Raw genomic sequence first — 26,752 nt, 5'->3', positions numbered from 1 at the left:
GGCCGCGATCTTCGCGGCCTTGTTGTGTGTCACCTGACAGTTCCCGGTGCGGCCGCTGGGGTCGCAGGCTGGGACGCCGGCGCAACCGGCTTGGGAGCCGGCGCCTGGCCGGCCGATCCCTGCTCATCCATCTTCAATACACCATCCTCGAAGATGTTCATGCGCTGGCGCACTTCATGGGCTGGCAATGGCTCGCTGCCCGGCGGCAAGGCATTCGGATCCGCCGCCGCACCCGGCACTTCACCTGGCGCCCCACTCCCCTGATTGGGCACTGGAGCGTTGGGATCCGTCTGCTCGCCTTCAATGGCGCGCTGGGCCTTCTTGGTCAGCACCACAATGTCGATCCGCCGGTTGACCGGGTTGAACGGATTCTTGCGGTCGAACAGCGCCGAGGAGGCAAAGCCCACCACCCGCGCCACTTGTGGATCGGGATAACCGCCAGCCACCAGAGCCCGACGCGCAGCGTTGGCACGGTTGGCGGACAGTTCCCAGTTGCCGAACTCACCGCTGCCGGCATAAGGCGTGGCATCGGTATGGCCGCTGATGCTGATCTTGTTCGGCACCGCCTTGATGGTGTCGGCCATGGCCAGCAGGATGTCTTCGAAATACGGCTTCAGACGGGCGCTGCCAGAGTCGAACATCGGCCGGTTCTCGGCATCCATGATCTGGATCCGCAAGCCGTCCGGAGTGATTTCGAAGAGGATCTGATCCTTGAACTTCTGCAGCTGGGGATTCTCTTCAACCTTGTTCTGCAACTCTTGCAGCAGCAGTTCGAGACGCTCGCGCTCAACCTGCTCGGCCATGCCCTCCACCTGATCGGCATCCACCGTGACCTTGTCCGGCTGCGGCTGGGACTTGATCTCGGGGTTGAGGGTGTTGTCCGGCGCCAGCTCAGGAGAGCCGCCCAGGTCGATGATGTAGGGCGTGCCGCTTTCCGAGAAGCCGATCGGGTCCTTGAAGTAACCGGCGATGGCGATCTTCTGTTCCGGGGTCGCGGTGGACAAGAGCCACAGCACCAGGAAGAACGCCATCATCGCCGTGGCGAAGTCGGCGAAGGCGATTTTCCAGGCGCCCCCGTGATGTCCGCCAGCGAAGCGCTTGACGCGCTTGATGATAATCGGCTGATTATTTTCCATGACTTAGCGACCGCGAACCGCTTGTTCCAGCTCGGCGAAGCTAGGACGGTGCGCCGGGTACAGAACCTTGCGCCCAAACTCCACCGCCAGGGACGGCGGCATGCCGGAAGCCGAAGCTACCAGGGACGCCTTGATGGCTTCGTAGACGTTCAGTTCTTCCTTGGCATCGTGGGCCAGGGAATGGGCCAGCGGGCCGAAGAAACCATAGGCCGCGAGAATACCGAAGAAGGTACCTACCAGCGCCGCACCTACGTGCAGGCCGATGGACTTCTGGTCGCCGTCGCCCAGGGAGGCCATAGTCACCACGATCCCCAGTACCGCCGCAACGATACCGAAGCCCGGCATGCCGTCGGCAATCCCGTTGACCGCATGAGAAGGATGCTCAAGGTCTTCCTTGAGGCTGAACAGCTCCATGTCGAACAGGCCTTCCAGCTCGTGGGGAGCCATGTTGCCGGAGGACATGATGCGCAGGTAGTCACAGACAAAAGCGGTCATGCGTTCGTCTTTGAGCACTGCCGGATACTTGGCGAAAATCGGGCTGGCGGCAGCGTCCTCGATGTCCCCTTCGATGGCCATCATGCCTTCGCGACGACTTTTATTGAGGATCTCGTAGATCAGACCCAGCACTTCCAGATAGAAGGTGTGGGTGAAGCGCGAGCTGAACATGCCCAGGGATTTCTTGACGACGTGCATCGTCATGTAGCCCGGGTTGGCCTGGAGGAATGCGCCAAAGGCAGCACCGCCAATGATCAGAACCTCGAAGGGCTGGATCAGTGCCGCGATTTTGCCGTGTGAAAGCACGTATCCGCCGAGCACGCTCGCGAATACGACGATGATGCCGATAATTTTAGCCATAGGTAGGAGAGTACTTATTGAGTCGGGTTCAAGGTCATATTCGGAAGTTCTTAAAACTCTTCTTCTACTTATCGGCAAAACTGCGCCAGACTATAGCCAGTTAAGGCGAAAAGCCAGTTTGGCCCGCTCTGGGCGTGTTCACAGCAGACGATGATTGCGCCCGACCATGTCTAATGAAACCAACGTCCCACATTCCCCGCCCGCCTCTCTCGACGCCTGGGTAAAGCTCCTCAATGGCGTGCGCTTGCCCGTGCCGCAAGCCAGTCATGATCGAGTGTGCAAAGCCATCGCCAACAATCGCAGTTCGCTACGCGACATTGCCGAACTGATGCAAAACAGCCCGGCGCTGGCCTTGAGCGTGATCCGCGAAGCCAATCGACACTCCCACGGCAGCATGAGCGAACCGGCAGAAAACCTGGAGGTCGCGGTCAACCGCCTGGGACTCAAGCGCACCGAAGAACTGCTCGAGCAACTGCCCACCCTGCCAGAGCAACAGATCCCCCAGGCACTGCGTCAGTTGCAACTGATCAGCCAGCACGCCACCCAGCAAGCCAACGGTTTTTTCGCCGGGCGCCTGGCACGACTGTGGCAGGACATTCACTGGGGCAGCCTGCTGTTTCTCTCGCCACTGTGGGCCATGGCCCTGGTCTACCCCAAGCTCGTGGAAGAATGGGAACTGCGGGTCATCTATAAGCACGAGTCGGCTCGCCAGGTAGAAATGCAACTGTTCGGCGTTCGGCTGATGGAGTTGTGCCAGGCCCTGGTCCATGCCTGGCATCTGCCGATCTGGGTGCAGCAGGGTTATCGCCTGCTGACCCAGGAGCAGCATCAACTGGCCAAGGTCATGCTGATCGCCCGCGACAGCGAACATCCGCTGCGCCAGCAACAACGCCTGGATGCGGACCCGGACCTGCAGCGCTGGCTGAACCAGCCGGCCAACTGCGTCCTGCTGGCCAACGGCCTGGCCCTGGCGGCGCAGCACTCCTGGAACAACGCTCATGGCCGACGCTGGCAAAACCTCACCGGCCTGTACCTGCAAATGCCGGTCGCACAGGTCCAGCAACAGCTGCACCAGCAGGCGGCAACCAGCGCCCGCAATGACAGCCAGCCCGATCTCTGGCACCCGGCCCAGGCCCTGATCTGGCCCTGGGATGTGCGGCGCCTGCACAACGGTGAACAGCCGGCACCGGCTCCGACAGCCGAGGAGCTGGCCAAATGGCGCAAGCTCTGCGGCGAACTTCTACTGGAGCCCAGCCCCTTCACCAATGCCGTGCACCTCACCGGCTTTGCCCGAGATGCCCTGGTGGCCTGCGGCATGCATCGAGTGCTGCTACTGATGGTCGACCGCAGCCAGAGCCACCTGCGGGTGCAGCAACTGTATGGTCTGCCCCAGGAAACAGCAGGGCTGACACTGCAGGCCAAGCAGAGCACGGTGCTGCAACGCCTGCTGGAAAAGTCTGCCCAGGTGCGTCTGACACCGGTCAACAATGGGCAGTTTTCCGCCCACCTGCCAACTTCCTTGCGCCAGTTGTTTCGGGGCGAACACCTGCTAATGCGCTCCCTGTCGTGCAACGGCCGGGTACTGATGCTGGCCGTGGCCGATCAGGGTGGTGTTCCGTTCTCGGAAATCAGCGTCCAGGCGTTCGGCAAGACCGCTCAGTGCATCGAAAAAGCCTTGCATAGCTTTACCAACCGCAGCCAATGACGCTTGCGCTACAATCCTTCCCTTTGTGCCCTGGGGACCTGACATGTCTGACTTCTCTGGCTTGCCGCTGGTCATCGAACCGAGCGACTTGCTCGCCCGCCTTGACGCCCGCGAACTGATCCTGGTCGACCTGACCAGCGCTGCCCGCTATGCAACCGGGCATATTCCCGGGGCGCGCTTCGTCGATCCCAAACGCACTCAACTCGGCCAGGCTCCCGCCCCTGGACTGCTGCCGCCGCAGACCGCTCTCGAAGCACTGTTCGGCGAACTCGGACACAACCCTGACGCGGTCTACGTGGTCTATGACGACGAAGGCGGTGGCTGGGCCGGCCGCTTCATCTGGCTGCTGGACGTGATCGGCCACACTGGCTACCACTACCTAGACGGCGGCCTGCCGGCCTGGCTGGCAGAAAGCCTGCCGGTGACCACCGAAGTACCGGCCGCGGCAGGCCGCCCAGTGCCGCTGACCCTGCATGACGAACCCACCGCCACCCGCGAATACCTGCAAAGCCGCCTCGGTGCAGCCGACCTTGCAATCTGGGACGCCCGCGGACCGTTGGAATACTCCGGGGAGAAAGTCCTGGCCGCCAAGGGCGGACACATTCCCGGCGCGGTGAACTTCGAGTGGACCGCCGGCATGGACCAGGCGCGTCATCTGCGCATTCGCCGCGACATGCCGCAGATCCTCGCGGATCTGGGCATCAGCAAAGACAAAGAAGTGATCACCCACTGCCAGACCCACCACCGCTCGGGCTTCACCTATCTGGTGGCCAAGGCGCTGGGCTACCCGCGGGTCAAGGGCTACGCCGGTTCCTGGGGCGAATGGGGCAATCATCCCGATACGCCCGTAGAGATTTAAGGTTTTTAAGGACACCCAATGAAAAAGCGTTTGTTCATCCTCAGCCAGTACCTGCTGCCTCATCACCTGCTGTCGCGCCTGGCCGGCTGCATTGCCGAGTGCCGCGTGCGCTGGTTCAAGAATGCGTTCACCAGCTGGTTCGCCAAGCAGTACCAAGTGAACATGTCCGAAGCCCAAGTGGAGGACGTGACGGCCTACGAACATTTCAATGCCTTCTTCACCCGCGCCCTGAAAGAGGGCGCACGACCGCTGGACCCGACCCCTGGGGCAATCCTCAGCCCCGCCGACGGAGCCATCAGCCAACTGGGTCCGATCGAGCACGGCCGGGTATTCCAGGCCAAGGGCCACAGCTACAGCGTACTGGAACTGCTGGGTGGCGATCCGGCCCTGGCCGCGCCTTTCATGGGCGGCGACTTCGCCACCGTCTACCTGTCGCCCAAGGATTACCACCGGGTGCACATGCCCCTGGCCGGCACCCTACGGGAAATGGTCTACGTGCCTGGACGGATCTTCTCGGTCAACCAGACCACCGCCGAGAACGTCCCGGAACTGTTCGCCCGCAACGAGCGCGTGGTGTGCATTTTCGACACCGAGCGCGGCCCGATGGCGCTGGTACTGGTCGGCGCAATGATTGTCGCTTCGATCGAAACCGTCTGGGCCGGCCTGGTAACGCCGCCCAAGCGCGAGCTCAAGACCGTTCGCTACGACGAAGCGGCCCGTGCCCCGATCCATCTGGAAAAAGGCGCAGAGATGGGTCGCTTCAAACTGGGCTCCACGGCAATCGTGCTGTTTGGCCCGGATCAGGTGCAGTGGGCTGAAGAACTGGCCGCCGGTTCGTCAGTGCGTATGGGCCAGGGTCTGGGTCTGCCCAAGGCTTGAGGCCTGAATGCCGGACACAAAAAACGCCGCTGATCAGCGGCGTTTTTTATCGGCGGGGATTTTTCCCGGCGACTCAGAGCTGCCCGTCGCGATCGCGGAAGCCCAGCAGATAAAGCACGCCATCCAGGCCCAGGGTCGAGATCGCCTGCTTGGCCGATTGCTTGACCAGCGGCTTGGCACGGAAGGCCACGCCCAAGCCGGCAATTCCCAGCATCGGCAAGTCGTTGGCGCCGTCACCCACAGCGATGGTCTGCTCCAGACGCAGGCCTTCCTTGTGGGCCAGCTCGCGCAGCAGATCGGCTTTGCGCTGAGCGTCGACAATCGGCTCGATGGCGACGCCGGTAACCTTACCGTCCACCACCTCGAGTTCGTTGGCGAACACGTAGTCGATACCCAGCTTGGCTTGCAACTGCTTGGCGAAATAGGTGAAGCCACCAGAGAGAATCGCGGTCTTGTAACCCAGGCGCTTAAGCTCGGCGAACAGGGTTTCAGCACCCTCGGTCAGGCGCAGGGAAGCGCCGATGGAGTCCAGCACGCTGACGTCCAGGCCCTTGAGCAAGGCCAGGCGCTCCTTGAAGCTGGCACGGAAATCCAGCTCGCCGGCCATGGCCCGCTCGGTGATTTCTGCCACCCGCTCACCCACCCCAGCCGCCTTGGCCAGTTCGTCGATGACTTCGGCCTCGATCAGGGTCGAGTCCATATCGAACACCGCCAAGCGCCGGTTGCGGCGAAACAGCGAATCTTCCTGGAAGGCGATATCGACGTTCAGCTCCTGGGCCACACTAAGGAACTCGGCGCGCAGGGCTTGCGGATCGGCGGCCTCGCCACGCACCGAGAACTCGATGCAACCCTTGCCCTGATCCGCTGGCATATCCAAGGGCATGCGCCCGGACAGCCGATCGATATGGTCGATGTTCAAGCCGTACTTGGCGGTGATCGAGCTCACCCGCTGCAACTGCTCGGCGGTGACCTTGCGCGTCAGCAGGGTGACGATATGGCGCTGCTTGCCTTGCCCGGCGACCCACTGCTGGTAATCGTCCTCGGACACCGGTGTGAAACGCACCTGCTGGTCGAGCTTGTAGGCGGTGAACAGAATGTCCTTGAGCACCGACGAACTCTGCTCGTTGCTGGGAATTTCAACCAGGATGCCGAACGACAAGGTGTCGTGAATCACCGCCTGACCGATGTCGAGAATGTTCACACCACCCTGGGCCAGAACACCCGTAATGGCCGCAGTCAGACCGGGACGATCTTCGCCGGTGATGTTTATCAGGACAATTTCGCGCAAGGCGCACCCCCGAGGTGGAAAAAAAGCGCATTCTACCCACTTTCGGTGACCATCGGGCACAGCCAGCGCTTTGCCGGTCTAGGGCCTGTCGCTATACTGCGCGTCAACTTCACGGACAAAAGAGCCGAGCTCAGTGAACCGGCCCACGCCAGTTAAAACCGATAACTTCTTCCTGCTGATCTTCCGTGCACTGCGCCACCGCCGTGTGCCGATTGCATTGCGCATTGCCAGCCATAACGTGATCCTGGTCGCCCTGGCCCTGGTGATCTATGCCGGCGTGATGGGCCTGCAGTTCAAGCAAGCCATGCACGAACAAGCCGACGCCCTGGGTCAGAGCCTGACCACCCAGACCGCTACCTCGGCCACCGAGCTGCTGGTGTCCAATGACATCCTCAGCCTCAATGTCCTGCTCAACAACCTGACCAAAAACCCGCTGGTGGCCCATGCGGCGATCTACAGCGTCGACAACCGTATCCTCGCCGAAGCCGGTCAGCGGCCCAAGAGCAGCCTGCTGGGTGAAACCGAAGGTGTGTACCAGACCAAGATCACCTTCCAGGATGTGACCGCCGGCAACCTGCGGATCAGCCTGGACATGGCGCAGTTCCAGCAGCCGATGACCATCAGCCTGCAGAGCATGGGCATTCTCGGCGCCATCCTGCTGGCTCTGGCTCTGGCCCTGAGCCTGCGCCTGGGGCGCCACATCTCCACCCCGCTGCTGCAACTGCGGGTCTGGCTGCGGGATCTGGATGAACACACCCCAGCGACCCAGCGCCAGGACGAGATCGGCGATCTGGCGCGTCAGCTGCACGCTCGCCTGGTACCGGAAAAGCCCGAGCCAGAGCCGCAGCCAGAACTCGAAGAGCAGGATGACGAGGAACACGAAGCCGCGTTCGAAGTACGCAACCTGCGTGACCCAAGCTTTGACGAAAGCGCCCCGGTCGCCGGCCTGAAGCCTGCGCCACGGCATCTGGTCAGCGCCGAGGAAGACGAACTGGACGAAGAAGATCCGTTCGCCGACCTGCGTGATCACTCGTCGACTCCCGCCCCCAAACCTGCGCTGCAGCCCCAGGTCCCGAGCCAGCCTCAGCACAGCGCAGTACTCGCCGTGCAGCTGGGAGCCCAGGAACAGCTGCGCCGCCTGCCCCGCGCACGCCTGATGGAACTGCTGGAGCGCTATCGCGATTGCCTCGACCAGGCGGCCTCGCTGTACCAGAGCGAACTGCACACCCTGAACGACGGCAGCACGCTGATGTTGTTCCATAGCGAAGACAGCGGCGACGATTACCTCACCAACGCCATCTGCTGCGGCGAGTTGTTGCGCGCCCTGGGCCATGCCCTGCAGATCGAAGTGGCGGACAGCGGCATCACCTTGCAACTGCAATTGGGCCTGACGCTGGGCGAGGAGCTGTTCGGCCTCAGCCAGATCGATCTGCTGCTGACCGAGACCGCCCAGGATGCCCTGGCACTGTCCCAGCACAGCCGCAACCTGCTGCTGGTGGAGCGCAAGATCAATGACGACGCGCTGATTCGTCAGCGAGCACGTATTCGCCCAATCGCCAGCCCGGAAGGGGCTTGCTGCGTGGAGCGATTGATGGAGCCTTATCCGTCGATGCTGGAACGGCAACTGGCGCGCATGCATGAGACACGGGCCAAGCTGTAAGGCCGAAACCGTGCAAGAAAAAGCCCGCTCAGTGCGGGCTTTTTTGTGCCCGACTGGCGGGCGGCGTTCTGCCCTTCGCTGGCAAGCCAGCGCCTACAACAGCCCCGCAAACTCCGTAGGAGCTGGCTTGCCAGCGAACACTATCGGCTACACATCCACCCCACGGCAGAAACAACAAGGCCCGCCAATGGGCGGGCCTTGTCTTGCAGCCATTCACCTCAGAACCTGAACACTTCCATATCCGTACGGATCGGCGTGGCCATCGGAATCTTCGGCTGTTTCTCGTGCTCGACAGGCTTGGGCGCTGGCGCCGGTGTTGCCTTGCGTGGCACTTCCGCCACGGCCGGCTGATTGGCCAGGGGCTTGAGAGCGCCCGACAGTTGCTCGGCCAGACGCTGCAACAGCACGCCCTGAGCCTGGACCTGGGAAGCCGTGGTCCCTGCGTGCTGCTCCTGCAGGTGAACAATACGGTTGTCCCGCACCTGACCACGACGATCGATCAGGCGCCACTGCGCATCCAGCACCGCGGGTTGCGACTTGCCGGAGTCCAGCCGGGTGATCGACAGCAACACCTGCACATCCGGAGTGAAGCCGCTGGTCGCCGGAGCCAGTACCACGCGCTGGCTGTCCAGATGACCGGCCACCTGGCGCAGCAGCAACTGGTCGATGTCCGAAGACAGGCTGCCGGCCCAACGACCATCGGTGGAGGCTTGCAGGCTGCCATCGTCCTGGCGTTGCAGGAGTGTTTCACGTTGCAGGTAGTCGGCGATCAACACCGGCCCCAACAATACCGACATGCCGGCACTGGCCGGCTGGGCTGGACTTCCGCTGTCCAGCTGATACAGCGACACCGGCTGGTGAACGCTGCAACCCGCCAGGCCAAGAACGCCCGCGAGCAAGAAAACAAGAGGAAGGCGCAGAGCAGTCATCATCCCATCCAAGTGGCGGCCACAAGGCTGGCCACAGTGTAAATACTCAAAAAAATTGAATAACGCCCGGCCACGCCAGCGTTTGAAAGCGCATATCATCCGTGAATATGCGCCGTGACTCCAGTGTTCTAGCGTCGATCTGGCGCTTAAATCCCAGATCGAACGCTCTAGCCCGCCCTTAACTGAGAGGCTCTACCAACAACGCATCGACCCGCTGGAAACCGCGAGGCAGTTTGTTGCCGCGACGTCCGCGCTCGCCCTTGTAGTGTTCAAGGTCATCGGCCTTCAACGACAAGGTGCGCTTGCCCGCCTGCAACACCAGGGTCGCGCCATCCGGCAGTACCGCGATGTCGGTGACGTACTCTTCGCGGCTGGCCACGCGCTCACCGGGAATGCCGATGATCTTGTTGCCCTTGCCTTTGCCCAACTGCGGCAGATCGCTGATCTTGAACACCAGCAGACGACCCTCAGTGGTCACCGAGGCCAGCCAGTTCTGCTCGCGGTCGGCCACCGGCCGTGGCGCTAGGACCTTGGCGTTGTTCGGCAGGCTCAGCAGCGCCTTGCCCGCCTTGTTCTTGGCCTGCAGATCTTCGCCCTTGACCACGAAGCCATAGCCCGCGTCGGAAGCGATCACATACAAGGCATCGTCATCGGGCAGCAGTACGCACTCGAATGTCGCCCCTGGTGGCGGCGTCAGACGACCGGTCAACGGCTCGCCCTGACCACGGGCCGATGGCAACGTATGGGCCGCCACCGAGTAACTGCGGCCGGTGGAGTCGATGAACACCGCAAACTGATTGGAACGCCCCGCAGCAGCGGTCTTGTAGCCGTCACCTGCCTTGTAGGACAAACCAGTGGCGTCAATATCATGCCCCTTGGCACAGCGAACCCAGCCTTTTTCCGACAGAACGATGGTCACCGGCTCGGTTGGCATCAGCTCGTTTTCCGACAGTGCCTTGGCTTCCGCGCGGGCGACGATCGGGGAGCGACGGTCGTCGCCGTAGGTTTCTGCGTCTTGCAACAACTCGGTACGCACCAGCTTCTTCAGCTTTGTCTCGCTGTTGAGCAGGGCTTGCAGCTTGGCCTGCTCCTTGAGCAATTCATCCTGCTCGGCCCGCAGCTTCATCTCTTCCAGACGCGCCAACTGCCGCAGACGGGTGTCAAGGATATAGTCGGCCTGGATTTCGCTGAGGGCGAAACGCTCGATCAGCTTGGCCCGCGGATGCTCCTCGGTACGGATGATGTGGATCACTTCATCCAGGTTGAGGTAAGCGATCAGCAAACCATCCAACAGGTGCAGGCGACGCTCGACCTTGTCCAGGCGGAACTGCAGACGCCGGCGCACGGTGGCAACTCGGAACTCCAGCCATTCCACCAACAACGCCCGCAGGTTCTTCAACTGCGGCTTGCCGTCCAGACCGATGATGTTGATGTTGACCCGGTAGGTCGACTCCAACTCGGTGGTGGCAAACAAATGCTGCATCAGCTCCTCGGGATCGACCCGGTTGGAGCGCGGGATGATCACGATGCGGCAAGGGTTCTCATGGTCCGACTCGTCACGCAGGTCGGCCACCATCGGCAGCTTCTTGGCCTGCATCTGTGCGGCAATCTGCTCCAGCACCTTGGCCCCGGAGACCTGGTGCGGCAACGCGGTGACGATGATGTCGCCATCTTCGACGCGATACACGGCGCGCATGCGCACCGAGCCACGGCCGGTTTCATAGATTTTCAGCAGGTCGGCGCGCGGGGTGATGATTTCCGCTTCGGTGGGGTAGTCCGGACCCTGGATGTGTTCGCAGAGCTGTTCCACCGTGGCCTTGGGCTCGTCCAGCAGACGCACACAGGCCGAAGCCACTTCCCGCAGGTTATGGGGCGGTACGTCGGTGGCCATGCCCACGGCAATACCAGTGGTGCCATTGAGCAGGATATTCGGCAAACGGGCCGGCAACACCAGGGGTTCCTGGAGCGTGCCGTCGAAGTTCGGCCCCCAATCCGCGGTGCCCTGGCCCAGCTCGCTGAGCAGCACTTCGGAATAGCGCGACAGACGCGCCTCGGTATAACGCATGGCCGCGAAGGACTTGGGATCGTCCGGCGCACCCCAGTTGCCCTGGCCGTCCACCAGTGTGTAGCGATAGCTGAACGGCTGCGCCATCAGCACCATGGCTTCGTAGCAGGCGGAGTCCCCGTGGGGGTGGAACTTGCCGAGCACATCACCCACGGTACGCGCGGATTTCTTGTGCTTGGAATCGGCATCCAGCCCCAGCTCACTCATGGCGTAGACGATACGCCGCTGTACCGGTTTCAGGCCGTCGCCGATATGCGGCAAAGCACGGTCCATGATCACGTACATGGAGTAGTTGAGGTAGGCACTTTCGGTGAAGTCAGCCAGTGACCGGCGTTCTACGCCATCCAGGCTGAGATCAAGGGAGTCGCTCATGCGGGCCTCATTGGTTCGTTGTCTGGCGCAGCAGCATGGTGCCGCCGCGCTGAGTAAATTCAAGTTTCTTCAAAGCGCTCATGCCCAGCAAAATCTGATCGCCATCGAGCCCCGGGGCCACCAGGGCCCTGACGTCCTGGAGAACGATATCCCCCAGTTGCAAACGCTCGATGCGGGTCCGGTAACCCTCGCTGCGCCCATTGGCCGTGCTCAGGGTGACCGGCACCCCGCGTTCCAGGCCCAGGCGCTCGGCCAGCCCAGAAGGAATCGACACCTCGGTGGCGCCGGTATCGAGCATGAATTGCACCGGCTGCCCGTTGATATGGCCGCTGGCGACGAAATGCCCCTGGCCGTTGCCGACCAGTTTCACTTCGATGTAACCCTCATGTTGTTGCGAACTGACGACCGTGTTCGGGTTTTCCTGACGGGCCTCCCAATCGGCGAAGAACCGCGTGGCCAGGAACAGCGCCGCGGCCCAGGCCATGATCAGCATCACACGCCCGGCACTCTTGCCCGGTTGCTGGCTCATGACTTGCTACTCCAACCACCTTCAGGCGCGGCAAAACGCCAGACGATCGGACGGGCCTCGCCATCGGCGCGGGCTCCGTTGTTGTTGTCCACACCGACCCAGGCACCCTTGGCGTCCACCACCAAGGCTTCCGCCAGCCCATAGGGCTGTGGATAACGTCGATGTTCCACCAGCGCCCCGGCGGCATAGGACCAACACTGCTCGACCTTGGCGGTCTGCGCATCCCGGCGACAGATCTGATAGGCGTTGCGCTCCAGGGTGAACAGCTTGCCGTCGAACAGCGACAGGTCGGCAAAATCCCGGGACACCGCCTTGGCGTTGGGCACCTGCTCCGGCTGCATTTCCGAGCCGGCCTCACTGAGTAGCACGCAACCACCGTCACAGTCCCAGGTGGTCTGCCCGCGCTTGATCAACAACAACCCGCGCCGCTCACGCTCCGCCGCCAGCCAAATCCGGTCGCCGGCGGGGTTCACCGCCAGGCCTTCGAACAAGGCGTTGAAATGCAGGAGCATGCCACTGGCCCGAGCCTCACGGACCATGATCGGGGAGATCTTCAACCAGGCCGGTGCGCCTTGCACCGGCACTTGCAGCACCGTCGCATGCGCTTCGCTGACCACATATTTGTTGCCGGCTGCATCGCAGGAGATGCCTTCGAAATCCAGGTCGCCGCCACGCACGAAGGACGCCGCCCAAGTTCGCGACTTCAAGCCCCAGGGCAAGCCGGTGTCGGGTACTGCAGGCACCTCCAGCTTGACGGTCTCGGCCTGCCAGACGCTGTCGCGGGTATCGAGCTTGTAGATTTGATCGTCATCGCGGTCGGAAACCGTCCACAAATCCTCGCCACAGAGTGCCAGCCCGGACAGATTGCCACCGCGCATGCCTTCAACAGGATGCTCGGACAACAAGGTCAGTTCGGGCACTGGCGCGGCCACCACCGAGGTTGCCAATAGCGCTAGGGCCAAGGCAAAACCTCTGTGCATCAGGCCAGCACCTCGGCCAGGTTGCCTTTGGACTCCAGCCAGGTCTTGCGGTCGCCAGCGCGTTTTTTCGCCAGCAGCATGTCCATCATTTCCGAAGTCGCCTCGACGTCTTCCAAGGTCAACTGCACGAGGCGCCGAGTGTTCGGGTCCATGGTGGTCTCGCGCAGTTGCGGCGGGTTCATTTCGCCCAGGCCTTTGAATCGAGTGACCTGGGGCTTGCCGCGTTTCTTCTCGGCCACCAGGCGGTCGAGAATGCCATCACGCTCGGCGTCGTCCAGGGCGTAGTAGATTTCCTTGCCCAGGTCGATGCGGTACAGCGGCGGCATGGCCACATAGACGTGACCGGCATTCACCAAGGGGCGGAAATGCTGGACGAACAAGGCACAGAGCAAGGTGGCAATGTGCAGGCCGTCGGAGTCGGCGTCGGCGAGGATGCAGATCTTGCCGTAGCGCAGCTGGCTCATGTCCTCGGCGCCCGGATCGACGCCAATGGCCACGGCGATGTTGTGCACTTCCTGGCTGGCCAGGACTTCGCTGCCGTCCACTTCCCAGGTGTTGAGGATCTTGCCCCGCAGCGGCAGGATCGCCTGGAACTCCTTGTCCCGTGCTTGCTTGGCCGAACCACCGGCGGAGTCACCCTCCACCAGGAACAGTTCGGAACGCATCGGGTCCTGGCCCGCGCAGTCCGCCAGCTTGCCGGGCAGTGCCGGGCCTTGGGTAATGCGCTTGCGCTCGACCTTCTTGCTGGCCTTCAAGCGGCGACCGGCGTTGCTGATGGCCAGTTCAGCCAGTTGCATGCCCAGCTCGGGATTGGCATTGAGCCACAGGCTGAAGGCGTCCTTGACCACACCGGAAACGAAAGCCGCCGCCTCACGGGACGACAAACGCTCTTTGGTCTGGCCGGAGAACTGCGCGTCTTGCATCTTCATCGACAGGACGAAGGCAATCCGCTCCCAGACATCTTCCGGAGCCAGCTTCAGACCACGGGGCAGTAGGTTGCGGAATTCGCAGAACTCACGCATGGCATCCAGCAAACCCTGGCGCAAACCATTGACGTGGGTACCGCCTTGGGCCGTGGGGATCAGGTTGACGTAGCTTTCCTGAACACTGTCGCCACCTTCCGGTAGCCACAGCAGGGCCCAGTCCACCGCTTCCTTGTTACCCGCGAGGCTGCCGCAGAACGGCTCGTCCGGTAGGCGTTCGAACTCGCTGACCGCATCCACCAGATAGGAGCGCAGGCCGTCTTCGTAATGCCATTCGACCTTTTCGCCGCTGGACTTGTCCTCGAAGCTCACCAACAGCCCTGGGCACAATACAGCCTTGGCCTTGAGCACATGCTTGAGGCGGCTGACGGAGAATTTCGGCGAATCGAAGTATTTCGGGTCCGGGGCAAAGTACACGCTGGTACCGGTGTTGCGCTTGCCCACGGTGCCGACCACTTCCAGCTCGGTGGCCTTGTAGCCGTCGGCGAAAGTCATCTGGTATTCGTTGCCGTCGCGCTTGACCCGCACCCGCACCTGGTTCGACAAGGCGTTGACCACGGAAATACCTACCCCGTGCAGACCGCCGGAGAACTGGTAGTTCTTGTTGGAAAACTTGCCGCCCGCATGGAGCTTGGTGAGGATCAGCTCGATCCCGGACACGCCTTCTTCCGGGTGGATGTCCACGGGCATGCCGCGGCCGTCGTCGGAGACTTCCAGGGAGTGGTCGGCATGCAGGATGACCTGTATCGACTTCGCATGGCCGGCCAGGGCTTCGTCGACGCTGTTGTCGATGACTTCCTGGGCCAAATGGTTGGGCCGCGTGGTGTCGGTGTACATGCCCGGGCGTTTGCGCACCGGGTCGAGTCCCGAGAGGACTTCGATGGCGTCTGCGTTATAAGAGCTAGCGCTGGGAGTGGCCATGGGTTCTCGTCGTTAGTCGTTCAATGAATATGGGGCGAGGCTTTCACAGTGCAGTGAAGTCGATCGCCTGGTACTGATCGGCAGTGATGCCGGCAAAATTCAACATCGCCGGCAATTGTCCGGCAAAACCTTGGAAACTATGATCGCCGCCGGCCTGGATGCGCAAGGCACAGGCACGGTAATAGCGCTCGGCGCTGCGATAGTCCAGCGTCTCGTCCCCGGTCTGCAACCACACCTGATAACGCTGTGGGTCCTGGGGCGGCGCTACTTCCAGCGCTGCCAGAGCCGCCACATGGTCATGGGTCAGCTCCCAGGTTTCATCGGTATACAGGTTTTTCTGCGTGCCCAGATAACCGTCGAACATCCGGTGCGGGCTGACAGCAGGGTTGATCAGCAGGGCTTTGAGCCCGTAGCGCTCGGCAAGGTGAGTCGCATAGTAGCCGCCGAGCGAGCTGCCGACCAGCAATGGTCGACCGAGTTCGGCAATCGCCTGCTCCAGCTGGCCAATGGCCTGTCGCGGATGATGATGCAGGGCCGGCACCCGCAATTGTTCAGCCAGCCCCAACTGCTCCATGACGCGCCGCAACTGGGAGGCCTTGGTCGACGCGGGAGCACTGTTGAAGCCGTGGATATAAAGGATCGAACCGGACATGCGAACTCCCTGTGTACCTGGGCAAAAGCCGCAGTTTACAGGGATGAAGGCAGGTTACGAAGCCGCTTCAGTAGCCGTTGCTGCCGTAATCGATGGTGAATTCGTAGCCCAGGACCCGCTCCACTCCGGTTTGCAACCGTCCATCGGGCCACAGCCGCAGCCAGCGATAGCCCGGCACCTGCTCCTCGACCTTGAAGTCGTCGCTGCCGGGCTCGAACTGGATGCAGGTCGAGGGTGAGGCCAATAGCCGCACGGCGCCGCGCTGGCGGTCGATCTCCTGGTGCACATGCCCCCAGAGCAAGGCACGGACCTGAGGGAAAGCGTCGAGCACGGCGAACAGCGCCTCGGCGTTGCGCAGGCCAATGGGCTCCATCCAGGCGCAGTCGATGGATACCGGGTGATGGTGCAGACAGATCAGGTGATGGCGTTCCGGAGCCTCGCTCAGGGAGCGGGCCAGCAATTGCAGTTGGTCATCCTGCAGATAACCCGGCACCGAGCCAGGCACCGCTGAGTCCAGCAGGGTGATGCGCCAGTTGCCGATATCCACTACCGGCTCCAGTAAGTCACTGTCCCGCGTCGCCAGTTGCATGATCTGCGGCTCGTCATGGTTGCCCGGCAGCCAGCGGCCCGGTGCCGGAATCTGCCGGGTCAACTGACGAAAGCGCTGATAGGACTCCAGGGTGCCGTCCTGGGACAGATCGCCCGTGGCCAGTATCAGGTCGATCCGCGGCTGCTGCGCCAGCACCTGCTCGATAACCCGCTGCAGACTGTCGGCGGTGTTCATGCCCAGCAAGGTGCCGTCAGTGTCGGCAAACAGGTGGCTGTCAGACAGTTGCACCAACAGTACGGAATCGTCGGCAGTCAGTGCGGATACGCTTGGCACGGCGTTCTCCCGGAGCAAGGGCACAAAGCATGATGAAGGTGGCAATTATGCTGGGGGAAATGGAAAAGAGGAAACCTGGGAAACGGACCCAGTTCACATCTAGCGCACGGCTTCGAACTCGTGACCACAGGCCAGGCAATGGCTCAGCCACTCCCCAAGAAAGACATTCAACTGAGCCTTTTCATCCGGCTGATGCATGAAGGCATTGGGATAGGGATAGATGCTGCGAAAACGCCGGGCATGCTCGGCACTGATGACTTCCGCCATGCGTGCATCGTGATAGACCTGCACTTCCAGTTGCGGCACCGGCAGCCACGGCAAGCTGTGCTCCTGACGCACCTGCAAGGTGGTGGTGTAGGGGCAGGCCAGCACCACTTCCAGAGCCAGTACGCCGAGCATCTGATCACCCTGGGTCACGGCAATGCGCCGCGCCACAGGCTGGTTGCGCATGTCGGGCAACAAGCGCATCAGCCGAGCGTAGTTGGCCTCGCAGGAAGCTTGCAGCCCCGCGAGATCAACCCGATAGCGGTCGCGAGCCTTGTTTACAACCATAACCCCCTCACTTCAGCGCGATTGAGCGCCAGCCACTGCAAGGCAATGATGCTGGCGGCATTGCAGATCCGCCCGTCACGCATGGCCTGCAAGGCATCCTCGTAGGCCATCACCGAAACCCGGATATCTTCCGCCTCTTCTTCCAGCCCATGCAGCCCGCCGGCAGCGCTGCTGTCGCAACGACCCAGGAACAGGTGGACGAACTCGGTGCTGCCCCCCGGCGACGGAAAATACTGGGTCATCGGCCACAGCGCGCAAATGTTCAGGCCAGCTTCCTCCTGTGCTTCACGCCGAGCAACCTGTTCCGGCTGCTCGTCCTTGTCGATCAGTCCGGCCACCAGTTCTACCAGCCAGGGCGTAGCGGTCTTGCCCATGGCACCGACGCGGAACTGTTCGATCAGCACCACTTCATCGCGTTGCGGATCGTACGGCAGTACGCAGACCGCATCGTGACGGACAACGACCTCACGATTGATTTCCCGCCCCATGCCACCGGCGAACAGCTCGTGGCGCAGTTGCAAGCGATCGAGCCGGTAGAACCCCTGGAAGCAGTTTTCACGCCGGATGATCTCAACGGCACTGGGCGTGGAGTTGGCAAAGTCAGTCATAACAATCCTCGTGTACAGCGTGTTCGACCCGAGGATCCCCCTCGACTTCGCGCCATCCTAACGCGCTCGCGGCTGCCGATGCAGCCCCTTTGCCCTCAGCGGGATAGACGGCGAGGGGCTAAACCTACTCTAATTGCCTCTATTGAGCTTAGTGGCGAACCGACTGCCTCGCAGACAGTCGAAGCCGGTAACTTTTGCCTCCCCCTGGTTTATGAAGGACGCCCATGTCGCTTGTCAAAATCGCCTCCGTGGCCTGTATCGCCCTGACCCTGGGCGCGTGCCAAAGCCTGTTTCAGCCAAGCTACAACACCCCACTGGAAACCAAGCGCGAGAAGTCCGAGCAACTCAAGCCCGGCTGCAGCGGCGCCGACTGCCCACTGGTCAACCTCGACACCGTGCACTTTCCCGCCGAGCCGCAACTGGATGCCATCGTTGAAAAACGCTTGCTGCAAATGACCCGCACCAGCCCCGACGCACCATTGCCGGCCAGCCTCAGCGCCTACCGCGAACAGTTCCTGCGCAGCGCAGCGGACCGCCACGGCATGTACTTGCAATCCAAGGTACGCGAGCAGCATGACGGCCTGGTGATCATCGAGCTGGCCAGTTACCTGGACACCGGCGCCGCCAATGGCACTCCGGGACGGGGCTTCGTCAACTACTCGCGTCAGCAGCACAAGTCCCTGAACCTGGCGGACATGCTCCTGCCCGGCCAGGAAGACATGTTCTGGAAGGCTGCGCGGGTTGCCCACAACAACTGGCTGATCAGCACCCACCTGGATCGCGAAGCCGAATTCGTGAAGACCTGGCCGTTCCAGAAAACCCCGAATGTCGCCCTGACCCAGAAAGCCGTGACCCTCAAGTACGACGTCACCACCATCGCGCCCTCGGTCCTGGGCCATATCGAATTGCAGATTCCCTACGACCGCCTCAAGGGCGTACTCAAGCCCGAGCTGTTTCCCGGGAACTGAACGCCCGCCCCAGCAGCCACTGCAGCAGCCCTGCCAGCACCAACGACGGCAGGGTTGCACCGACATCCGGGTACAGATTGGCCAGCACGTGATAGGTGCTCACCCCACCCAACCAGGCCAGCAACGCCGTCCAGCGCAGGGCTGACTCCGGGATCTGCCCGCTGCGGCGACGCAGGATGAAGTGATCCACCAGCACCACGCCAAACAACGGCGCAAATACCGAGCCGATCAACAGCAGGAAATTCTGGTACTGGGCCAATGGCGCCAGACACGCGATCAGGGTGCAGAGCACGCCGATGGCCAGGGCCAGGTGCTCGACTTTAAGGCGCAGCAGAATGCCGCTGGAGACCGCCGCCGAGTGGATGTCGGCAAAGGCGTTTTCCGATTCGTCCAGCAGGATCAACAACAGCGGAATCCCCAGGCCGGCTCCCGCCAACGCCAGCAACAGTGCATTCACTTCACCGCTGGGAGCGAACGCCAGGGTGTAAGCGACGCCCAGGCTCATCAGCCAGAAATTGCCGATGAAGAACCCCAGGGCGGTGCCGCCGAACACGCTCTTGGCGCGCTTGCCGAAACGCGAGTAATCCGCGATCAACGGCAACCAGGACAAGGGCATGGCAATGGCGATGTCGAAGCCCACAGCGAACGGCATGGAGCCGTCACCCGCCTGAGCCCAGAGCGCCGCCAGGTCGGCCCGGGCGAACAGGTTCCAGGTCAGCCACAGACAGGCCGCCAGCAACAGCCAGATGCCCCACTTGCGCAGGATCTGACGGACGAAGATCAAGGGACCACTGACCGCCAGCAAGGTGGCCAAGGCGCCGAAAAACAGGGTCCAGAGCAAGGGACTGGTCCAGAGGCTGCCCTCACTGAAAGCACGGGCACCCAGGAGGCTGGCGGCATCGCGCATGACGATGATCTCGAACGAGCCCCAGCCCACCAATTGCAGCAGGTTCAGCACCGCCGGCAAGCTCGCGCCGCGCCGCCCCAGGCTCAGTTTGAGCGCGGACATGGACGACAGGCCGGTGTCACTGCCGATCACCCCCACCGCCGCCAGGAGCAGGACGCCCACTGCGGTGCCAAGGAAAATCGCCAATAAAGAGTGGGACAACCCCAGGCCCGGCGCCAGCAGCGCACCGGTCTGCAGCACCATCAGGCCAATGCCCAGGGAGAACCACAGGGAAAACAGATCGCGGGCGCCAAACACACGCTTGTCGGCCGGCACCGCGAGATTGGGAGAGTAGGTACTTGGACTGCTCAAGGTTGTTATCTCGAAGGAATAGGGTCTGTAGGAGCCGGCTTGCCGGCGAAAGCGCCACCTCGTTGAGAGCGCGGCGCCTGGTTCGCGGGCAAGCCCGCTCCTACAGAGGGGGGGTCAGACTTTCTTGTACAGCTGGCTGCCTTCCTGCTTGAAGCGCTCGGCCTGCTCGGCCAGTCCCTTGGCGACGTCCACGTCCACCGCTTCGATGCGCTGGTTGGCCGCGTACTCACGAACCTCCTGGGTGATCTTCATCGAGCAGAACTTCGGCCCGCACATGGAGCAGAAATGCGCCACCTTGGCCGAGTCCTTGGGCAGGGTTTCGTCGTGGTAGGAACGGGCGGTGTCCGGGTCCAGGCCCAGGTTGAACTGGTCTTCCCAGCGGAACTCGAAACGCGCCTTGGACAGGGCGTTGTCGCGGATCTGCGCGCCAGGATGACCTTTGGCAAGGTCGGCCGCATGGGCGGCGATCTTGTAGGTGATGATCCCGGTCTTCACGTCATCCTTGTTCGGCAAGCCCAGGTGTTCCTTGGGCGTGACGTAGCAGAGCATGGCGCAGCCGAACCAGCCGATCATCGCCGCGCCGATGCCGGAGGTGATGTGGTCGTAGCCCGGAGCGATGTCGGTGGTCAGCGGACCCAGGGTGTAGAACGGTGCTTCGTCGCAGCACTCCAGCTGCTTGTCCATGTTCTCCTTGATCAACTGCATCGGCACGTGGCCAGGGCCTTCGATCATGCACTGCACGTCGTGCTTCCAGGCGATCTTGGTCAGCTCGCCGAGGGTCTCCAGCTCACCGAACTGGGCTTCGTCGTTGGCGTCGGCAATCGACCCCGGACGCAGACCATCCCCCAGGGAGAAGCTGACGTCGTAGGCCTTCATGATTTCGCAGATTTCGTCGAAGTGGGTGTAGAGGAAGTTCTCTTTGTGGTGCGCCAGGCACCACTTGGCCATGATCGAACCGCCCCGGGAAACGATGCCGGTCACGCGCTTGGCGGTCAGCGGCACATAGCGCAGCAACACGCCGGCGTGGATGGTGAAATAGTCCACGCCCTGCTCAGCCTGCTCGATCAGGGTGTCGCGGAACAGCTCCCAGGTCAGGTCCTCGGCCACGCCGTTGACCTTTTCCAAGGCCTGGTAGATCGGCACGGTACCAATCGGCACCGGCGAGTTACGGATGATCCACTCGCGGGTTTCATGGATGTGCTTGCCGGTGGACAGGTCCATCACCGTGTCCGAACCCCAACGGATGCCCCAGGTCAGTTTCGCCACTTCTTCCTCAATGGAGGAACCCAGGGCGCTGTTGCCGATGTTGCCGTTGATCTTCACCAGGAAGTTGCGGCCGATGATCATCGGCTCCAGCTCAACATGGTTGATGTTGGCCGGGATGATGGCGCGGCCGCGGGCGATTTCTTCGCGGACGAACTCTGGGGTGATTTCTTTCGGAATGCTGGCGCCGAAGCTGTGACCGGCGTGTTGCTGCTTCAGCAGGCCGGCGGCGCGGGCCTCCTGCAGCTTCATGTTTTCGCGGATGGCGACGTATTCCATCTCGGCGGTGATGATGCCTTTGCGCGCGTAGTGCATCTGGCTGACGTTGGCCCCGGCCTTGGCCCGGCGCGGGTTGTTGACGTGGGCAAAACGCAGCTTGGTCAGCTCCGGGTCCGCCAGGCGCTGCTGGCCGAAGTTGGAGCTCAGGCCCGCCAGGCGCTCGGTGTCGCCACGGTCCTCGATCCACGCCGAACGCACATCGCCCAGGCCCTTGCGCACGTCGATCACCACATTGGGATCAGTGTAGGGACCGGAGGTGTCGTACACAGTAACCGGCGCGTTGATCTCGCCGCCGAAATCGGTGGGGGTCACGTCCAGGGTAATTTCGCGCATGGGCACGCGGATGTCCGGGCGGGAACCCTGGACATAGACTTTTTGCGAGCGGGTAAAGGGCTGAACCGATTGTTGGTCGACTTGGGCCGACTCACTGAGGTTGCTAGCGTTTTTTAGTTTTGTCGTCATCACGGGCTCTCCAGACAGCATCCAGGCAGTGGAATTTTGTCGGAGCGAACCTGTAACGGACGGACGCACCCTGTCTAAGCAACTAGTGAGTGCAGTGCTTGGTACTCGAGGGGTGTTCGATTGTCGAACAACATCCCGGACGAAGCACAAGAGGACTCGCCGGGTGACGAGAAATCTTGTTCCCTACGCAGGCGCTAACCTGATCAGGTTCAACGGGATCCGGATTATCCGATCTCAGCCTCACAGCAAGGCACCCCGACAAGAACCGGGCCAGTCTAGACAAAGCCGGGACAGAACGCCAACCCCCGTGCAATAAGCAGGATGAATGGCGTAATCAGCGGATTGTTGCGACCTGCCAGCGGCTCTACACTCCTTGCCCTGTGTCGAACCTTGACGCTCTATGGGTCGCGCCTTAGCCTTGGCGCCTGGATTATCTCCGTAATATCAACTCTAGGGATCGCCGAATGCTGCGCAAACTCTCACTGGCTGTTGCCGTGTCTTGTGCGTCCAATGGAATGGCCTGGGCAGCAGAAGCGCCTTTGACCACCAAGACCGACCTGGTCAGCGTCTACCAGGAAGCGGTGGACAACAATGCCGATCTGGCCGCTGCACGCGCCCAGTACGGCGCCCAAAAGGAAGTGGTACCCCAGGCTCGCGCCGGGTTGCTGCCCAATCTTTCGGCCGGCGCGGACATGAGCAACACCCGCACCAAGTTCGATGAACCGTCCATGACCTCGACCCGCAGCGGCAACGTCTACCAGGCAACCCTGGCCCAGCCGCTGTTCCGCGCCGATCGCTGGTTCCAGTTGCAAGCGGCCAAGGACATCAACGAACAGGCCTCGCTGCAACTCTCGGCCACCGAACAGAACCTGATCCTGCAAAGCGCGGAGAACTACTTCGCCGTGCTGCGCGCCCAGGACAACCTGGCCTCGACCAAGGCCGAGGAAGCCGCCTTCAAACGCCAACTGGACCAGTCCAACGAGCGCTTCGATGTGGGCCTGTCGGACAAGACCGATGTGCTGCAATCCCAGGCCAGCTACGACACCGCCCGGGCCAACCGCATCCTTGCCCAGCGTCAGGTGGACGACGCCTTCGAAGCCCTGATCACCCTGACCAATCGTGATTACAACTCGATCCAGGGCATCGTCCATACCCTGCCGGTGCTCGCGCCGACGCCCAACGATGCCAAGGCCTGGGTCGACACCGCCGCCAAGCAGAACCTCAACCTGCTGGCCAGCAACTACGCCGTCAGCGCCGCCGAGGAAACCCTCAAGCAGCGCAAGGCCGGGCACGCACCGACCCTGGACGCCGTGGCGCAGTACAAGAAAGGCGACAACGACGCCCTGGGCTTCAGCAACCCCAATCCGTTGACGCGCTACGGCAGCGATGTCGAACAACGCTCAATCGGCCTGCAGTTGAACATCCCGATCTACAGCGGCGGCCTGACCAGCTCCCAGGTTCGCGAGTCCTATTCGCGCCTGAGCCAGACCGAACAGCAGCGTGAATCCCTGCGCCGCCAGGTGGTGGAGAACACCCGCAACCTGCACCGCGCAGTGAACACCGATGTCGAGCAGGTCCAGGCCCGACGTCAGTCGATCATCTCCAACCAGAGCGCAGTGGAAGCCACGGAAATCGGTTACCAAGTGGGGACGCGCAATATCGTCGACGTGCTCGATGCCCAGCGCCAGCTGTACACCTCGGTGCGCAACTACAACAACAGCCGCTACGACTACATTCTCGACAACCTGCGCCTGAAGCAGGCCGCCGGCACCCTCAACCCCGGGGATCTGCAGGACCTGTCGCGCTACCTCAAGGCCGACTACAACCCGGACCGCGACTTCCTGCCGCCGGACCTGGCCAAGGCCGCGCAAGAGCAACTCAAGGCTCGTCCCTGAAGCCTGAAGCAATAAAAAAGGCCACCCAAATGGGTGGCCTTTTTGCATGCCGGCAAAGCCCTTTCGGAGCTAAGGCTCAGCACCCCTTGAGCAAGCGATCGAGACCCTCGAGCAAACGCTGCAACGCCCCTTGATTGGCCTTGAGCACCTTGAGCCCGGCCTCGGCCATCTTCTGCGCATCCCGGGGCAGCTCGAACAGGCGCTGCACCGCCACCGCCAGCCCTTCAGCGTCATCCACCTCCTGCAGGGCACCGGCCTCGCGCAGCATCGCGGCGATTTCCAGGAAGTTGAACAGGTGCGGTCCGCTGATCACCGGCTTGGCCAGCGCCGCCGGTTCCAGCAGGTTGTGCCCGCCATTGGCGACCAGACTGCCACCGACGAAAGCGCTGTCGGCCAGGGCGTAAAGGAACAGCAACTCGCCCATGGTGTCCCCCAGCAAGACCGAAGTGGTGGCACTTACCGGCTCCCCGGAAGACCGACGAACCGTCGCAAAACCCTGTTGTTGGCACAGCTCGAACACCGAGTTGAAGCGCTCCGGGTGCCGTGGCACCAGGATCAGCAAGGCGTTCGGGTAACTGGCCAGCAGTTGCCGATGGGCGTCGAGTACCACGGCGTCTTCACCCTCGTGGGTACTGGCGGCGATCCACACCGGGCGCTCCATGGCCTGCCATTGCTGGCGCAGCGCCCGGGCACGCTCCAGCAGTTGCGAGTCAATGCTCAGGTCGAACTTGATCGAGCCTGTGACCTCGACCGTCTCGGGACGTGCACCCAATTGACGGAAACGCTCGGCTTCGGCTTCGGTCTGCACCGCGAACAGGCTCATTTGCCCCAACATGGGCGCGGTCAGCCGGGCAAAACGTCCATAGCCCTTGGCCGAACGCTCGGACAACCGGGCATTGGCCAGGGCCACCGGAATCCCGCGCCGGGCGCACTGGTCAATGTGATTGGGCCAAAGCTCGGTCTCCATGATCACCGCCAGCTTGGGCTGCACCCGGTCAAGAAACCGCGCCGCGGCGCAGGGCAGATCGTAAGGCAGGTAGCAATGCTGGATTCGCGGCTCATTGGCGAACAGCGCCTGGATACGCTCGGAGCCGGTGGGCGTCATGCAGGTCACAGTGATCGGCAACTGGGGATAACGCGCCAACAGGGCACGAATCATCGGCGCGGCGGCGATGCTCTCGCCCACAGACACCGCATGCACCCAAATGCCGCCAGTCTGCATGGCCGGCAAGCCCAGGGAGAAACGCTCGCCAATGCGCTTGGCATAAGCCGGGGCCTTGCGCGAACGCAGCCACAGGCGAATCGCTACCAATGGCAGCCCCAGGTAAAACAGTGCGGTATAGAGAGTTCTATTCATGGCGGCGGAGTTTATCGGTTTTTTAGCCGATCGCCTTCAAGTGCACGGCAAAACGTTCCGCCAGCCAGCGCGCCGCCGGCCCCAAAGGTTCATCGCGACGCCAGGCCAACTCCACCACCAGCGCCGGCGGGGTCCATTCGCTGACCAATTCGACCATCTGGTGCTGGTAAGCCGGGTACTGCACCACATGCCGCGGCAGCCAGGCCCAGCCCAGGCCCCGCATCAGCCATTCAGCCATTACATAAAAGCTGTCAGCCCGCCAGACCTGGGGGCTGACCTGCTCCCCACCGGGATAACCACTGAGTTGGGGAGCGATCAGCAACTGCCGGTGCCGGGCCAGAAGCTGGCGGTTGACCCGCTTCTCATGGGCCAGCGGATGCCCCACGGCGCAGACGGTGACCATCTCGACGCTCCCCAGGGCCCGACGCTCCAGAGTCTCCGGCATCTGCTCATGGTGAAACAGCAGCCCCAAGTCGGCACGGCGCTCCACCAGCTTGCGTGCCACGTCCCCCTGGGCACCGCTGGCCAGTTGCACTTCCAGGCTGGGAAAGCGCTCGGCCAGAGCTTCGAGGCTGTCGAGCACCGGCTGATAGGGCATCGCCTCGTCCTGGGCCAGGCGCAACCGAGCCTCCTGGCCTCGCATCAAGGCCAGCGCACGGCCATTGAGGCGATCACACTGGCGCAGGATTTCCCGGGCCTCCTGCAACAAGGCACTGCCCGCTTCGGTGAGCTTTGGCTGACGACCGCTGCTGCGTTCGAACAGGCTGACTCCCAAGTCCTCCTCCAGCAGGGCAATGGCGTTGCTGATGGCGGACTGAGCCTTGCGCTGCTGGCGGGCCACCGCAGAAAACGAGCGCAATTCGGCGACACTGACAAACAGCCGCAGCTGCTCCAGGTTCCATTGCATGTTCATAGAGCAACCTATCTCCATAACAGATAGGTAATGACTTTACCCCATCTGATCAGCCTCTAGAATGCCGACCTCAGAAAAGCAGTCCCAGACACGAGGAACCCTCCCATGAACGCTTACTACTACCTGGCTATCGCCATCTGCGCGGAAGTAATTGCCACTGTTTCAATGAAAGCGGTCAAGGGCTTGAGCACACCGCTGCCCCTGGCGCTGATCATCGTCGGCTACGGCGTGGCCTTCTGGATGCTGACCCTGGTGGTGCGCACCGTCCCGGTAGGCGTGGCCTATGCAGTGTGGGCCGGCATGGGCATCGTCATGGTCAGCATCGCCGCGCTGTTTCTCTACGGTCAGAAGCTGGATATCCCGGCCATGCTCGGCATGGCGCTGATCGTCCTTGGGGTCGTGGTGATCCAGCTGTTCTCGAAAACCGCCGGGCACTGACCCTCGCCTCATGCAGGAGCCGGCTTGCTGGCGAACAGCCCACCCCGTGACAACCTGTCACGC

General features: G+C 62.3%; 23 protein-coding genes and 1 riboswitch. Of the genes, 7 read left to right on the top strand and 16 right to left on the bottom strand.

The genetic code is table 11. From position 1 onward, the window contains the following. Positions 1-29 precede the first annotated feature (29 nt). Together motB and motA are read right to left on the bottom strand one after the other, a co-directional pair. Entirely contained in the window at positions 30-1,136 is a 1,107-nt protein-coding gene (gene motB, locus ACSSVC_RS06580; RefSeq protein ID WP_346634552.1) for a flagellar motor protein MotB, read from the bottom strand. A 3-nt stretch (positions 1,137-1,139) separates the two neighbouring features. Next, complete coding sequence (gene motA / locus ACSSVC_RS06575) at positions 1,140-1,991, bottom strand: flagellar motor stator protein MotA (protein WP_011058928.1); 852 nt, start codon at positions 1,989-1,991, stop codon at positions 1,140-1,142. 166 nt (positions 1,992-2,157) lie between these two features. Here motA and ACSSVC_RS06570 point away from each other — a divergent pair, with 166 nt between their 5' ends. The 3 genes from ACSSVC_RS06570 to asd are packed head-to-tail and all read left to right on the top strand — an operon-like array spanning position 2,158 to position 5,434. Then, complete coding sequence (locus ACSSVC_RS06570; protein ID WP_446439508.1) at positions 2,158-3,696, top strand: HDOD domain-containing protein; 1,539 nt, start codon at positions 2,158-2,160, stop codon at positions 3,694-3,696. 43 nt (positions 3,697-3,739) lie between these two features. Further along, positions 3,740-4,555, top strand: coding sequence for a thiosulfate sulfurtransferase (rhdA, locus tag ACSSVC_RS06565; RefSeq protein WP_346634550.1), 816 nt, complete (start codon positions 3,740-3,742; stop codon positions 4,553-4,555). Positions 4,556-4,573: 18 nt separating this feature from the next. Further along, a complete protein-coding gene (asd, locus tag ACSSVC_RS06560) occupies positions 4,574-5,434 on the top strand; it encodes an archaetidylserine decarboxylase (protein ID WP_492612093.1) in 861 nt (286 codons plus the stop codon). A 73-nt stretch (positions 5,435-5,507) separates the two neighbouring features. Here asd and serB read toward each other — a convergent pair whose 3' ends face one another. After that, complete coding sequence (gene serB / locus ACSSVC_RS06555; protein WP_346634548.1) at positions 5,508-6,722, bottom strand: phosphoserine phosphatase SerB; 1,215 nt, start codon at positions 6,720-6,722, stop codon at positions 5,508-5,510. A 133-nt stretch (positions 6,723-6,855) separates the two neighbouring features. Between serB and ACSSVC_RS06550 the strand changes: the two genes are divergently transcribed. Then, positions 6,856-8,382 carry an AhpA/YtjB family protein gene (locus ACSSVC_RS06550; RefSeq protein ID WP_346634547.1) on the top strand — a complete coding sequence of 509 codons (1,527 nt, stop codon included), beginning with the start codon at positions 6,856-6,858 and terminating at the stop codon, positions 8,380-8,382. A 218-nt stretch (positions 8,383-8,600) separates the two neighbouring features. On the opposite strand, the gene ACSSVC_RS06545 is transcribed toward ACSSVC_RS06550, so the two are convergent. From ACSSVC_RS06545 to ACSSVC_RS06505, 9 genes are all read right to left on the bottom strand, one after another. Beyond that, positions 8,601-9,311, bottom strand: coding sequence for a PqiC family protein (locus ACSSVC_RS06545; RefSeq protein WP_123723382.1), 711 nt, complete (start codon positions 9,309-9,311; stop codon positions 8,601-8,603). A 178-nt stretch (positions 9,312-9,489) separates the two neighbouring features. Further along, positions 9,490-11,748 (bottom strand): DNA topoisomerase IV subunit A, encoded by a 2,259-nt coding sequence (parC, locus tag ACSSVC_RS06540; RefSeq protein ID WP_346634546.1) that lies wholly within the window; start codon positions 11,746-11,748, stop codon positions 9,490-9,492. Between the two features lie 7 nt (positions 11,749-11,755). After that, positions 11,756-12,277 (bottom strand): retropepsin-like aspartic protease family protein, encoded by a 522-nt coding sequence (locus ACSSVC_RS06535; RefSeq protein ID WP_102862893.1) that lies wholly within the window; start codon positions 12,275-12,277, stop codon positions 11,756-11,758. Then, entirely contained in the window at positions 12,274-13,257 is a 984-nt protein-coding gene (locus ACSSVC_RS06530) for an esterase-like activity of phytase family protein (protein ID WP_492612092.1), read from the bottom strand. The genes ACSSVC_RS06535 and ACSSVC_RS06530 overlap by 4 nt, the downstream gene beginning before the upstream one ends. Beyond that, positions 13,257-15,161 carry a DNA topoisomerase IV subunit B gene (gene parE, locus ACSSVC_RS06525; RefSeq protein ID WP_123723378.1) on the bottom strand — a complete coding sequence of 635 codons (1,905 nt, stop codon included), beginning with the start codon at positions 15,159-15,161 and terminating at the stop codon, positions 13,257-13,259. The genes ACSSVC_RS06530 and parE overlap by 1 nt, the downstream gene beginning before the upstream one ends. Positions 15,162-15,204: 43 nt before the next feature. Further along, entirely contained in the window at positions 15,205-15,813 is a 609-nt protein-coding gene (locus ACSSVC_RS06520; RefSeq protein WP_102862890.1) for a YqiA/YcfP family alpha/beta fold hydrolase, read from the bottom strand. A gap of 67 nt (positions 15,814-15,880) precedes the next feature. Next, positions 15,881-16,696: a 3',5'-cyclic-AMP phosphodiesterase gene (gene cpdA / locus ACSSVC_RS06515; protein WP_346634544.1), complete on the bottom strand. Its 816-nt coding sequence runs from the start codon at positions 16,694-16,696 to the stop codon at positions 15,881-15,883. A gap of 99 nt (positions 16,697-16,795) precedes the next feature. Next, positions 16,796-17,248, bottom strand: a complete 453-nt coding sequence (locus ACSSVC_RS06510; protein WP_346634543.1) for a DUF1249 domain-containing protein — start codon at positions 17,246-17,248, stop codon at positions 16,796-16,798. Further along, positions 17,239-17,856: an NUDIX domain-containing protein gene (locus ACSSVC_RS06505; protein ID WP_492612091.1), complete on the bottom strand. Its 618-nt coding sequence runs from the start codon at positions 17,854-17,856 to the stop codon at positions 17,239-17,241. Before ACSSVC_RS06505 ends, ACSSVC_RS06510 begins: the two co-directional genes overlap by 10 nt. Positions 17,857-18,080: 224 nt before the next feature. On the opposite strand from ACSSVC_RS06505, the gene ACSSVC_RS06500 reads away from it, so the two are divergent. Beyond that, complete coding sequence (locus ACSSVC_RS06500; RefSeq protein WP_346634541.1) at positions 18,081-18,824, top strand: RsiV family protein; 744 nt, start codon at positions 18,081-18,083, stop codon at positions 18,822-18,824. Here the strand turns inward: ACSSVC_RS06500 and cytX are convergent. Next, positions 18,796-20,082 (bottom strand): putative hydroxymethylpyrimidine transporter CytX, encoded by a 1,287-nt coding sequence (cytX, locus tag ACSSVC_RS06495; RefSeq protein WP_492612090.1) that lies wholly within the window; start codon positions 20,080-20,082, stop codon positions 18,796-18,798. The two genes, ACSSVC_RS06500 and cytX, sit on opposite strands and share 29 nt — an antisense overlap. A 114-nt stretch (positions 20,083-20,196) precedes the next feature. Beyond that, on the bottom strand, positions 20,197-22,086 hold the full coding sequence (gene thiC / locus ACSSVC_RS06490; protein ID WP_011058911.1) for a phosphomethylpyrimidine synthase ThiC: 1,890 nt from the start codon (positions 22,084-22,086) through the stop codon (positions 20,197-20,199). A 163-nt stretch (positions 22,087-22,249) separates the two neighbouring features. Next, positions 22,250-22,354, bottom strand: a riboswitch (TPP riboswitch). 196 nt (positions 22,355-22,550) lie between these two features. Between thiC and ACSSVC_RS06485 the strand changes: the two genes are divergently transcribed. After that, positions 22,551-23,981, top strand: coding sequence for a TolC family outer membrane protein (locus ACSSVC_RS06485; protein ID WP_346634538.1), 1,431 nt, complete (start codon positions 22,551-22,553; stop codon positions 23,979-23,981). Positions 23,982-24,057: 76 nt separating this feature from the next. Here ACSSVC_RS06485 and waaA read toward each other — a convergent pair whose 3' ends face one another. Continuing rightward, complete coding sequence (waaA, locus tag ACSSVC_RS06480) at positions 24,058-25,338, bottom strand: lipid IV(A) 3-deoxy-D-manno-octulosonic acid transferase (protein ID WP_346634537.1); 1,281 nt, start codon at positions 25,336-25,338, stop codon at positions 24,058-24,060. 22 nt (positions 25,339-25,360) lie between these two features. Next, positions 25,361-26,245, bottom strand: a complete 885-nt coding sequence (locus ACSSVC_RS06475) for a LysR family transcriptional regulator (protein ID WP_346634624.1) — start codon at positions 26,243-26,245, stop codon at positions 25,361-25,363. A gap of 111 nt (positions 26,246-26,356) precedes the next feature. On the opposite strand from ACSSVC_RS06475, the gene ACSSVC_RS06470 reads away from it, so the two are divergent. Continuing rightward, entirely contained in the window at positions 26,357-26,689 is a 333-nt protein-coding gene (locus tag ACSSVC_RS06470) for a DMT family transporter (protein ID WP_011058907.1), read from the top strand. The last annotated feature ends 63 nt before the right edge of the window (positions 26,690-26,752 follow it).

The organism is Pseudomonas sp. E1BtOHC1 (assembly GCF_058744285.1).
This window is presented reverse-complemented; position numbering and strand designations above follow the sequence as displayed.

Bases quoted from the DNA above. Each gene is read 5' to 3' on its own strand.
- motB (WP_346634552.1), bottom strand. From the start codon at position 1,136: ATGGAAAATAATCAGCCGATTATCATCAAGCGCGTCAAGCGCTTCGCT.
- motA (WP_011058928.1), bottom strand. From the start codon at position 1,991: ATGGCTAAAATTATCGGCATCATCGTCGTATTCGCGAGCGTGCTCGGC.
- ACSSVC_RS06570 (WP_446439508.1), top strand. From the start codon at position 2,158: ATGTCTAATGAAACCAACGTCCCACATTCCCCGCCCGCCTCTCTCGAC.
- rhdA (WP_346634550.1), top strand. From the start codon at position 3,740: ATGTCTGACTTCTCTGGCTTGCCGCTGGTCATCGAACCGAGCGACTTG.
- asd (WP_492612093.1), top strand. From the start codon at position 4,574: ATGAAAAAGCGTTTGTTCATCCTCAGCCAGTACCTGCTGCCTCATCAC.
- ACSSVC_RS06545 (WP_123723382.1), bottom strand. From the start codon at position 9,311: ATGACTGCTCTGCGCCTTCCTCTTGTTTTCTTGCTCGCGGGCGTTCTT.
- parC (WP_346634546.1), bottom strand. From the start codon at position 11,748: ATGAGCGACTCCCTTGATCTCAGCCTGGATGGCGTAGAACGCCGGTCA.
- ACSSVC_RS06535 (WP_102862893.1), bottom strand. From the start codon at position 12,277: ATGAGCCAGCAACCGGGCAAGAGTGCCGGGCGTGTGATGCTGATCATG.
- ACSSVC_RS06530 (WP_492612092.1), bottom strand. From the start codon at position 13,257: ATGCACAGAGGTTTTGCCTTGGCCCTAGCGCTATTGGCAACCTCGGTG.
- parE (WP_123723378.1), bottom strand. From the start codon at position 15,161: ATGGCCACTCCCAGCGCTAGCTCTTATAACGCAGACGCCATCGAAGTC.
- ACSSVC_RS06520 (WP_102862890.1), bottom strand. From the start codon at position 15,813: ATGTCCGGTTCGATCCTTTATATCCACGGCTTCAACAGTGCTCCCGCG.
- ACSSVC_RS06510 (WP_346634543.1), bottom strand. From the start codon at position 17,248: ATGGTTGTAAACAAGGCTCGCGACCGCTATCGGGTTGATCTCGCGGGG.
- ACSSVC_RS06505 (WP_492612091.1), bottom strand. From the start codon at position 17,856: ATGACTGACTTTGCCAACTCCACGCCCAGTGCCGTTGAGATCATCCGG.
- ACSSVC_RS06500 (WP_346634541.1), top strand. From the start codon at position 18,081: ATGTCGCTTGTCAAAATCGCCTCCGTGGCCTGTATCGCCCTGACCCTG.
- thiC (WP_011058911.1), bottom strand. From the start codon at position 22,086: ATGACGACAAAACTAAAAAACGCTAGCAACCTCAGTGAGTCGGCCCAA.
- ACSSVC_RS06485 (WP_346634538.1), top strand. From the start codon at position 22,551: ATGCTGCGCAAACTCTCACTGGCTGTTGCCGTGTCTTGTGCGTCCAAT.
- waaA (WP_346634537.1), bottom strand. From the start codon at position 25,338: ATGAATAGAACTCTCTATACCGCACTGTTTTACCTGGGGCTGCCATTG.
- ACSSVC_RS06475 (WP_346634624.1), bottom strand. From the start codon at position 26,245: ATGCAATGGAACCTGGAGCAGCTGCGGCTGTTTGTCAGTGTCGCCGAA.
- ACSSVC_RS06470 (WP_011058907.1), top strand. From the start codon at position 26,357: ATGAACGCTTACTACTACCTGGCTATCGCCATCTGCGCGGAAGTAATT.